This is a genomic window from Methylomagnum sp., from assembly GCF_054333355.1.
Map to the genome: position 1 here is coordinate 1 of NZ_JBTEKS010000168.1, position 9,036 is coordinate 9,036.

The 9,036-nt window shown below is 55.4% G+C and carries 11 protein-coding genes and 1 tRNA gene; 4 read left to right on the top strand and 8 right to left on the bottom strand.

Annotated features, from left to right (window positions below):
- The 3 genes from ACXWUF_RS13290 to ACXWUF_RS13300 form a co-directional block, all read right to left on the bottom strand.
- On the bottom strand, nucleotides 1–451 hold a 451-nt coding region (locus ACXWUF_RS13290), incomplete at its 3' end, for a hypothetical protein (protein ID WP_458495149.1).
- A gap of 77 nt (nucleotides 452–528) precedes the next feature.
- Nucleotides 529–1,044 carry a type II toxin-antitoxin system YhaV family toxin gene (locus tag ACXWUF_RS13295; protein ID WP_458495150.1) on the bottom strand — a complete coding sequence of 172 codons (516 nt, stop codon included), beginning with the start codon at nucleotides 1,042–1,044 and terminating at the stop codon, nucleotides 529–531.
- A complete protein-coding gene (locus ACXWUF_RS13300; protein ID WP_458495151.1) occupies nucleotides 1,041–1,370 on the bottom strand; it encodes a type II toxin-antitoxin system PrlF family antitoxin in 330 nt (109 codons plus the stop codon). The genes ACXWUF_RS13295 and ACXWUF_RS13300 overlap by 4 nt, the downstream gene beginning before the upstream one ends.
- Before the next feature lie 414 nt (nucleotides 1,371–1,784).
- Between ACXWUF_RS13300 and ACXWUF_RS13305 the strand changes: the two genes are divergently transcribed.
- Nucleotides 1,785–2,726, top strand: coding sequence for a DNA cytosine methyltransferase (locus ACXWUF_RS13305; protein ID WP_458495152.1), 942 nt, complete (start codon nucleotides 1,785–1,787; stop codon nucleotides 2,724–2,726).
- An 8-nt stretch (nucleotides 2,727–2,734) separates the two neighbouring features.
- Here ACXWUF_RS13305 and ACXWUF_RS13310 read toward each other — a convergent pair whose 3' ends face one another.
- From ACXWUF_RS13310 to ACXWUF_RS13330, 5 genes are all read right to left on the bottom strand, one after another.
- On the bottom strand, nucleotides 2,735–3,721 hold the full coding sequence (locus ACXWUF_RS13310; RefSeq protein WP_458495153.1) for a hypothetical protein: 987 nt from the start codon (nucleotides 3,719–3,721) through the stop codon (nucleotides 2,735–2,737).
- A complete protein-coding gene (locus ACXWUF_RS13315; protein WP_458495154.1) occupies nucleotides 3,711–4,823 on the bottom strand; it encodes a hypothetical protein in 1,113 nt (370 codons plus the stop codon). The genes ACXWUF_RS13310 and ACXWUF_RS13315 overlap by 11 nt, the downstream gene beginning before the upstream one ends.
- 201 nt (nucleotides 4,824–5,024) lie before the next feature.
- A complete protein-coding gene (locus ACXWUF_RS13320) occupies nucleotides 5,025–5,594 on the bottom strand; it encodes a PIN domain-containing protein (protein WP_458495155.1) in 570 nt (189 codons plus the stop codon).
- A gap of 3 nt (nucleotides 5,595–5,597) precedes the next feature.
- Nucleotides 5,598–6,056: a helix-turn-helix domain-containing protein gene (locus ACXWUF_RS13325; RefSeq protein WP_458495156.1), complete on the bottom strand. Its 459-nt coding sequence runs from the start codon at nucleotides 6,054–6,056 to the stop codon at nucleotides 5,598–5,600.
- Between the two features lie 334 nt (nucleotides 6,057–6,390).
- Nucleotides 6,391–6,467 (bottom strand) — tRNA-Arg (locus ACXWUF_RS13330).
- 243 nt (nucleotides 6,468–6,710) lie between these two features.
- Between ACXWUF_RS13330 and ACXWUF_RS13335 the strand changes: the two genes are divergently transcribed.
- The 3 genes from ACXWUF_RS13335 (at nucleotide 6,711) to ACXWUF_RS13345 (ending at nucleotide 9,004) form a co-directional block, all read left to right on the top strand.
- The gene (locus tag ACXWUF_RS13335; RefSeq protein ID WP_458495157.1) at nucleotides 6,711–7,865 is read left to right on the top strand and encodes an NAD(P)/FAD-dependent oxidoreductase; all 1,155 of its coding nucleotides are present in this window, start codon (nucleotides 6,711–6,713) and stop codon (nucleotides 7,863–7,865) included.
- A 53-nt stretch (nucleotides 7,866–7,918) separates the two neighbouring features.
- Nucleotides 7,919–8,392: an SRPBCC family protein gene (locus ACXWUF_RS13340; RefSeq protein ID WP_458495158.1), complete on the top strand. Its 474-nt coding sequence runs from the start codon at nucleotides 7,919–7,921 to the stop codon at nucleotides 8,390–8,392.
- A gap of 153 nt (nucleotides 8,393–8,545) precedes the next feature.
- A complete protein-coding gene (locus tag ACXWUF_RS13345) occupies nucleotides 8,546–9,004 on the top strand; it encodes a PAS domain-containing protein (RefSeq protein WP_458495159.1) in 459 nt (152 codons plus the stop codon).
- Nucleotides 9,005–9,036 lie beyond the last annotated feature (32 nt).

Below are 9,036 nucleotides of genomic sequence, written 5' to 3' on the forward strand. Positions count from 1 at the left end.
GGGCGCTGTCGATGATCGACCGGACGCGGCCCAGCCGGTGTTCGAGGGAGGCAATCCGCTGTTGCCGGTCGCGCAAGGTGTCCACCAAAAACCCTTGCAGGCGGGCCGTATCGCGCCAGCGCTCCCGCAACTCGCGCAGGATCGGCTCGATGGCTTCGGCGGCCAGTTCGCCTTCATGGACCCGGTATTCGACGAAGACGCCCTGAGCCAGCACGACAAACACGGTCGTTTCGCGCACGCACTCGGCATCGGGGCGATAAACCTGCTTGCCGGTGGCATCCAGCCATAGGCTATCGAAATACACGCGCACCCCCGGCGGACTGCCACTGATCCAGTCGCCCAAACGGTAACGGCGTAAGGCGCAGTCAAACCGTTTGGTCTGGAGTTCCTGCTGGCGGCCATCCAGCTCGATATAGAGCGAATCAAACATGCCCATGTGGATGTACCTCAATCATTGCGCCTTGCGGCGGCTATAACCTGTCGGGGTATTTACCCCGACCAAATTGTTTCAACCCGCTCGCCAGATGGTCAGGCGGTTGGGTCGGCGGATTTTCGCATGGTCCGATTCAAACGATCCGCCGCGCCCTTGGCCTCGGCGAGCAGTTGGCTCCAATCATCCGGCGGGTGGCCGCTCGCCAGCATCCGTCGAAACACCCGATAGGCATCATCGGCGCTCTCGTAGGCACGGAGGGTGGTTTCGTCATTGACCCAGGCATACACGATGATCCGGCTTTCCCCGTGGTAGCGGAAAAACAGCCGGTGTTGCTGGAAGAATTTGGCGCGGAACCAGTGCTTATGTTCGCCGCCCAAGGTCGCTCCTTGCCGGTATTCGGGGCGGCCAGGGTCTTGCGGGATGACTTCGAAGGCCAGCTTGGCGATGGCGGACAGGCGTTTGGCGGCGTTTTTCTTCGTATAGCCGGTGGGGTCGGCCAGACGCAGGGCTTCGACCTTCGCCGCCAAGCCTTCTAGCTGGTCCAGAAACAGGGGATGGGCGAACAGGGTCCAGCCGTTGACGTTCAACGGCGCGTGGGTGGCCCGCTTCATTCGTCGTCGGGGGAAAGCGGGGCGTCGAGATCGACCTCGACGGGGGCCACCAGCGTTTGGATGTGTGCCGCCAGCCCGGTGTCGATGGCGGTGATGCCTTCCGGGTGGGCTTCCAGGTCGCGGGCCAGGAAGTTTAGGAATTGGCCGAGCACCGGGTCGTCTTCGGAATTGGACTCGGCGCGGGTCAGGAGGACGCGGCCATCGGTTTGGATGGTGTAGCGGATTTTGTCGCGCCGATTCAAGCGCAGCGCTCGGCGCACGGCATCGGGCACGGTGGTTTGATAGCGGTCGGTCAGGGTGGATTCGAGTTCGAAGGGGGAGGCCATGGCGGTTCCTGGAGTGGAAGCTTGGGCTTGGAGGGTAATGCAGGTGCATTGTGGGGGCAAGTGTGGGGTTGGGGTTTGAAAATGCCGGGAGGAGCGAACGCGCTCTTCGGAGTAGACCGCCATGCGCCGAGCTTGTGGAGGCGGGTGTCGGGGCCGAGGGAGGTTTCGAGGTCTAGGCAGAGGCAGCGGGGGCGGAAGGGGAAGGGAAGTTGGGCGGACCGGTTGCCCACCAGTCGAATCAGCCGTTTCATCAGCTGCGGATCGCCCCACGCCGCTCCTGAGAATTCTTCCATCGCCCAAGCCACAGGATCACAAATTCAAGAGCTTACGCTATCCAGCAACTTGTTGGTAATGGGATGCCTCTGGCTGGCGAACTGGCATCACGTATAATCGCCCGCCGAGGAAAAATGACTTATGCCTACCGCTGTATCTCTCTTTTCTGGTTGCGGCGGCTCGGATGCGGGAATCATCCGGGCCGGCTTCAACGTGCTTATGGCTAATGACATCTTGCCCTACGCTAGAGATGTCTATAGGGCCAATCACCCTGAAACGGACTATGTGTCCGGCGATGTCGGGAAAATCAAAAACTTTCCACATGCTGAACTGTTGGTAGGCTGTTATCCCTGCCAAGGATTCAGCCAAGGTGGAGTGAGGAAACCGGATCGGAAAATCAATAAGTTATATTTGGAATTTGCTCGTGCGTTAAAAGCGATTCGGCCCAAGGCATTTATCGTCGAAAATGTATCGGGGATGGTGAGGAAAAACTTTCGTCACTTGCTGGAAGACCAGTTAAAAGTTTTCTCAGAGGCAGGCTACCGTGTGGAAGCTGACGTGCTTAATGCTGCCAGCTTTGGCGTTCCCCAAGAGCGGCGACGTATCTTTATCGTCGGTTTACGACAAGATTTAGGTATGAGTTACCAGTTTCCCTCTCCCACACACGGCGCAGGTACTGACCAACCGTTTATCACTATCCAAGATTCCATAGCTGATATGCCTGAATGGCCGGAAGGAGAGTTTTACTCGCATGACTTTCATTGGTATTACCTTTCCCGTGACAGGCGCCGTGATTGGAACCAGCCTTCCAAAACGATAGTTGCCAACCCCCGTCATATGCCTCTGCATCCTATGAGTCCCCCGCTTCGGAAATTGGAGCACAATGTTTGGGCATTCGCCCATGAAGGGCGGGCGCGACGGTTTAGCTATAGGGAAGCAGCGCGCTTGCAAGGATTGGGGGATTTGGTTTTTCCAGATACTCGGTCAGGAAGTTTGGGTATGCGCTATACCGTAGTAGGGAATGCTGTGCCTCCGGCGCTTTTTGAAGCTGTGGCGCGAGCATTGCCGGATGTATGGTCGTAAATCTGGTATTAGCTACTGTACTGAACTTCTTTAAATTCCTTCTCAAAACAGGAAAACCACTCCGCGTCTGCGAGCAAGCTCCAAACATCCATTTTTTCAAGCAAGGATAAAATTCGGAGTCGATCCGCTAGGAGAATCCCATTAGTGCTCTGATTATCTACCCACTCCCCATTGGAATTACGGTAACAAACAGGAGTAAACATTATAGATGGCCAGTCGAAGGGTATTGAAAAGAAATTGCGAAAACGTACTGGTGTGGCCTCAAGAGTTTTTGATGGCCAGCCTGTTTCTTGTGCCCCACATTGCCCAATAATCGCGAATGTTCCCGCCGCACCATCGCTGAAATCAATTGTTGCGACCAAATCAATTCCCCCATCGCCTTGAGCAGGCACTTTTCGGCACTCCTCTTTATCAATCTTAAACGCACAGAGATCAATACCCAACTTAACCAGCGCGTCACGTAGATCTGTGCTGTAATACTCTCGGCGGTCTTCTGAGTTAGCATCAAAAATTCTGATTGATGCGTGCGGAGGCATTAACCCATGCAATGCTAAACGCGATATTAGTGTAAATGACTTAGCCCATCGTTGCGGGATACCCTTTTTTGCGAAGGATCGCAAGCGGGAGCAGGCTACTAATAACCGATATGAACGATGCTTAATATTTAACTGATCTAATAACAGCAGCTTGTCGCCTCGAACAACAAACGGATAAAAATGCTTCATTGCACCCGAGCGATATTCCAATTGTGTCCACACATCTTCAAGTTGCGTTTCTAAACGGTCATGTCTTCGTGCATTGCTTTCTAAGCCCTCCATTATCGCGGTTTCCTGGTCAATTTCTTCTAGGCTAGTGCTAGCAGATGTCCGCAGAGCCAATAGATCATTTTTGTGTATCCAATTCCTTCCCCCATACCCAATCAATAAAAGAAGCTCGGCAAGATCAGCAAAGAGGTGAGGGCTGTTTGGATGGATTTCTCCAATATTAAAATTCATCTTCGTCAGGCTTACGCTTTTCGTTTAGGGTTTTACCGATTAGCCTAATGGTTTCCAATATACGTCGCGAAACTCTCAAGGATTCGTCATCATAATCCATCGTTGCAACTATTCCCGCCGCTTCTGTCAATGCTCCTTCCGCTTGATAAAGGAGTCCGATAAAATCTTTAGCAATTTCGCTAGTAAGCTGATAGGCATAAGTAAGAGTTGCGCCATCCCGGAAAGCCGCTAGTGCTCGATGAGAATCTACTACGGCGGATAATAGCTTTAAGTTCCTAGATTCTCCGATCCGTGTTCTCCCGTTTTCACCCTTTTTATATAGCCAATCGGTAATCTCATGGATTTCTCGAGGCTTTAATGTTTCTGGATTAATTATAGGGTGTGACGGCGTATAGTCATCATCTCCGTCTTTTCTTGAAACTCCAGTAAAGCAACCAATGCGATCATTGGCTAGCGCCGTGGAAAGTACGGAAAATTTGATTGATTCCTCATCCAGCCCTTCTATTTCAAAAAAATTGTTATTTTCAATAAAGTCATATACGGCCAACGCATCAAGGTTGCGCTTGATATGATCGCTCCGATTACCAATGGATCGACCAACTTCTTTATAGCGTTGGGCTGGCTCTAACTTTGCAGATGTCAGATCGAATAATTGCTTCATATACCTCGCTTTTGCGAGTGGCTCCCATTCCTTGACGCCGGTAATGTGTCGAAAGCCTAGATATGGAAGAACTTTTGAACGAGTTCCACCATTTATCACAGGCAGGCATTTTGGTTTGTAACGAGCATTAGCTGCTATTTCTCTCATTCGCATGCTTGGGTGGCTGCATTTGTCTGGCTCATGCAAGAGCAAAACAGCCGCCAAGCGTCGGTTTCCTTCAATTACAATGAAATCGTTACCATCTGGTATACCTACAACAGGTTCTCCTGGAAAAAAATCATTTTCAGCTATCGCACCCATGAGATCTTCTATAGCCGTAGACTCAGCTATGTAGTCCAACATAGAAGATTCATCCCGTTCAATAGATAAAGGTAATCTGGGATTTTCTGGATCAAGCTTAAGTCGAGATAACTCGATAAATTGAATACGCTTATCAGCCATTTACAGCCTCTATAATGATTTGCTGCTACGGGTTACAAATTTGCTAGCGATATTTGGGTTGCGCTAACTGATGCCCTCATCGTGCTATTGCTAAACGTCAATTGCGCCGTGCAATAGTATTCAATTCTCTTCAAAACAAGAAACGTAAGCATCACGTCAAGGGCCGTAGGCTGGGTTGAGGAACGAAACCCAGCCTACGCATTACAACGCCACCCCCATTCCTCGCAACAGGCCCACCGTCTCCGGCAGCCCCTGCTGGAGCAGCACATCCAGATAATCCTCCACCGATTTCGGCGGGTTTCTCAAGCTCCGGCGGTGGCTAGCCGCCGCTTCCAGTACCCTGGCGGGATTTAGGTCGAACAGGTCGGCGATAAAGTCATCGGGGTGAATGGCTTCAATCTCGTGTTTTTCCAGCGCGTCCGCCGGAAAGTCTTTCAGATTGAATGTAACAATCAGGCTAGATTGGCTGCGAATCGCCGCCGCCAGCACATGCCGGTCGTTCGGGTCCGGCAGTTCCAAGCCGGGAATGAGGTACTCGTACCCCGTCACCAGGGCATCGCGGACATGGCTGTCCATCAGCGCCTTGGTGCGACCAAGCTGCTCCGCTGTCAGATCGGGCCGGTTGGCGAGGACGCTTCGTATCCATTCCTGGTGAATGGCTTCGGTCCATTTGGCGCGGAACAGGTCCGTGAGCGCCAGGTGCATGAGAAAGTCGCGGAGAGGAGCGGGATAAAGGACGCACGCATCGTAGACGACGGAAAAATGGGTCATTGGTTAGTAGCCCATGTTGAGTTCCTGTGCCTGGGCCGCCAGTTCATCCAAAGTCTTGCGCCGGTTCCGATCAATGGTGTTCTTGTAGTCCATGACATCCTGATACCGCACACGGCGGTGTTTTCCCACTTTGTGGTAGGGGATCGTTCCTTCGTCCAATAACTTGACCAGGAAGGGCCGGGAGACATTGAGAATGTCGGCAGCTTCTTGGGTCGTGAGTTCCGCATGGACCGGGATGAGGTTGACGGCATTGCCTTGCGCCATCTCGGCTAGGATGTCGATCAGCAGGCGAAACGCGGCGGTGGGGATTTTGACCGCTTCGTGTTCGCCTTCTTGGTCGATCACCCGGATGGATTGCGCTTCCTCTCGGGTTTTCAGATAGAGGGACAATTGCCGACTGCTTTCCCGGGCGAGCATCGCTTCCGACTCCGTGGGGAGTTCCGGTTTTACGTTGGCGTTCATGATTCGCTTGGGTGGTTTGGGTGACTTGTGTTTGATGATTCAGCGGCCCGTGTCGGCATCATAAAGTTTGCCGAAGTGAGCGCACCGGAACGGCCACATCTTCCCATAATTTGAAATATTCGAAATAAACGAAATAAACGATTTGACTGCTCGTTATCAATGAGCGACGGCGTCAATATCGACTTCGATGGGGCCGCCAGCGTTTAGATGTGTGCCGCCAATCCGGCGATCAATTCGAGGCGCTTTTGCCGTCCTTTGTTGTCGTTAAGCGCCCCGCCACAGCCCTACAGGCAACAAAAAAGCCCTACGATTTCCCGTAAGGCTTTGTTTTATTTGGTGCCCCGAATACGATTCGAACGTACGACCTTCCCCTTAGGAGGGGGATGCTCTATCCAACTGAGCTACCGGGGCGATGGGCGGGATTCGCGGAAAGATCCTTCCGTAGCCTGGTCAAGCGCGAATCAGGCTGTGGATTTTACCCCCAAGACCGCCATCCACGCTAGGCCGTTCGTACGCGGCCCCGGCCCCGCCCCCGCGCTATTCGGCGACTCCCGATGAACTTTCTTCCCCCCGCCGGGTCTACTTCTCCAGCGGACCTTGTGCCACCGGGGATTTTCGCACAGGGAAGAACAACAAAAATCGGAGAGCGTCGCCATGTTCATACCGTTTTATGTTCCCGGCAAGGATAAGCTCCGGGTTGCCATTGTCGGCGGCGGCTATTCCGGCCTCGCGGCCTTGGCGACGCTTCGAGAGCATCGCTCCGACGCCGAAATCATCCTGATCGACCCCCGCGCCCACCACCTCAAGATCACCCACCTGCACGAGAGCTTCCGCCGCCCCCTGACGGATTTCCACCTGCCGTTCCGGGCGCTGGAATCGCGCTTCGGCGTCCGCCACATCCAGGCCGAACTCCCCCTAGACGAAATCCTGCTCGGGCAATGGAACGCCGACCGGGTGTTGTCCGTGGGCGAGGAATTGCTGGAATTCGACTATCTGCTAATAGCCACCGGCGCCGCCTCACGCCGCCTGGAAAAGAGCGCCCACACCTTGCACCTGGACGATTTCATCACCGAGGCCGGGCCGGACTTGCTGGACGAGCATTTCAATCCGGGTGGGCGGGAGGACGGTCATATCACCGTGGTGGGCGGCGGGGCAACAGGGATTCAGTTCTTGTTCGAAATCGCCCATTTCGCCAGGGACAAGCGCCTGCCGTGCCGGTTGCGGCTGGTGGACGCCGACGACGCGCCGCTCAAGCAATTCAATCCCAAGCTGGGCCGCTATGTGGAAGCCCGGATGAATGATCTCGGCGTCGACTACGTGCCCAATCATTTTTTCCGCGAGCAGCGGGACGGCCACGTCGTTCTGGAACAGCGCGACAGCGGCGAGCGGCTCGAATTGCCGTCGGAACTGGCCCTGCTGTTCGTAGGCAAAAGCCCCGCCTTCCGGCTGGAAACCAATTGGTTCGGGCAGGTCATGGCCGAGGGCAAACCGCTGGAGCGCGTCTTCGCCGCCGGGGATTGTTCCCGTTACCGCCTACCGGGGTCCAACACCTTCAGCGCCCAGAACGCGGTGCGCAAGGGCAAGCTGGCGGCCCGCAACATCCTGCGCCACGCGGGTCCGGTCAAGCTGCTGGAGCCGTATCTGCACCAGGAATTGGGCTATGTCATCAGCCTTGGCCCGACCGACGCGGTGGGCTGGATTGGCCTGGAGCGCAATGTGGTCGGCGGGCTGCCCGCCACGGTGGTGAAGGAACTCGTGGAGGCCCAGTACGATCTGCTGTTGGCCGGGGTGGACACCTACATTCTGTGATTGGCCGGGAGGCGGGCGGGAACGCCCGCGCTCCCATAATAAGGAGGTAAGCGATGTTGTTTGGCTCAAAGCAGCCCGTGGTCGCCAAGGCGAGCACGGTCATTCGGAAACCCGTCGAGGATGTGTTCACCTTCATCGGTGACGGTTTTTTCGACAATTATCCGAAATGGTCGCCCGAGGTGGTGGAACTCAAGCCCTTGTCGGGCAAGTCGTCGCTGCATGTCGGGGCGCTGGCCCGGCAGGTGCGGGTCGATCATGGTCACCGGACGGAATCGACCTTCAAAGTGACCGACCTTCAGCCCAACAAGCGCATCGCGTTCAGCGGGGTGTCCAGCGCCTACCGCTGCACCTACGACTTGGAAATGACCGACACCTCCGGCCCATCCACGCGGGTGGCGTTCACGTTCGAATTGCCGGAACTGGAAATGTTCATGCGGCCCTTCGAGAAGCTGATCCGGGTGGCCGTGCAGGATGGCGCCGAGCGCACGGTCCAGAACCTCAAGGGCTTGATCGAGGCGAAGCGCTGAGCGTTGCGCCGGACCCGCCCCACGGGGATAGCGGTGGAAGGAAAGCTTCATTTGTCCCCCCTCACCCCAACCCTCTCCCAGGGGGAGAGGGGGCAAGATGTTCAGTTTATGGCTGTTTCAAGTATATAAAACGATCCACAGGAGGAAGCCCCCATGTTCTTCGTCGCGGAAAAAGACCCTGGCCTGATTCCCCAAGTGCTATCGACCATCCTGGATTCCTGCGTCAACGGCATCACGCTGGCCGACCCGGATTTGCCCGACATGCCCATCGTTTATGTGAACAAGGCCTTCGAATCCATCACGGGCTACGACCGGGAGGAGGTGATCGGCCGGAACTGCCGCTTCCTACAGGGGGCGGATGGGAATCAGGCGGCCAGGACCGCGATTCACGAGGCCATCGAGAACTGCCAGCCGGTCGAAGTGACCCTGCGCAATTACCGGAAGAATGGCGAGTTGTTCCATAATCATCTGGCCCTGACGCCGCTGTTCGACCGGGAGGGCGGGCTGATTTATTACCTGGGCGTGCAGTACGACGTGACCCGGCAGGTTCAGGCCGAGGAAGAGGTTGAGCGCTTGAGCGAAACCTTGGCGGGGATTACCAAATTGCAATGACCGGCAAGACCGTCCCCGGGGGGGGGGGGGGT

Coding starts and splice junctions, on each gene's coding strand:
- ACXWUF_RS13295 (WP_458495150.1), bottom strand. CDS start 1,044: ATGAAGCGGGCCACCCACGCGCCGTTGAACGTCAACGGCTGGACCCTG.
- ACXWUF_RS13300 (WP_458495151.1), bottom strand. CDS start 1,370: ATGGCCTCCCCCTTCGAACTCGAATCCACCCTGACCGACCGCTATCAA.
- ACXWUF_RS13305 (WP_458495152.1), top strand. CDS start 1,785: ATGCCTACCGCTGTATCTCTCTTTTCTGGTTGCGGCGGCTCGGATGCG.
- ACXWUF_RS13310 (WP_458495153.1), bottom strand. CDS start 3,721: ATGAATTTTAATATTGGAGAAATCCATCCAAACAGCCCTCACCTCTTT.
- ACXWUF_RS13315 (WP_458495154.1), bottom strand. CDS start 4,823: ATGGCTGATAAGCGTATTCAATTTATCGAGTTATCTCGACTTAAGCTT.
- ACXWUF_RS13320 (WP_458495155.1), bottom strand. CDS start 5,594: ATGACCCATTTTTCCGTCGTCTACGATGCGTGCGTCCTTTATCCCGCT.
- ACXWUF_RS13325 (WP_458495156.1), bottom strand. CDS start 6,056: ATGAACGCCAACGTAAAACCGGAACTCCCCACGGAGTCGGAAGCGATG.
- ACXWUF_RS13335 (WP_458495157.1), top strand. CDS start 6,711: ATGTTCATACCGTTTTATGTTCCCGGCAAGGATAAGCTCCGGGTTGCC.
- ACXWUF_RS13340 (WP_458495158.1), top strand. CDS start 7,919: ATGTTGTTTGGCTCAAAGCAGCCCGTGGTCGCCAAGGCGAGCACGGTC.
- ACXWUF_RS13345 (WP_458495159.1), top strand. CDS start 8,546: ATGTTCTTCGTCGCGGAAAAAGACCCTGGCCTGATTCCCCAAGTGCTA.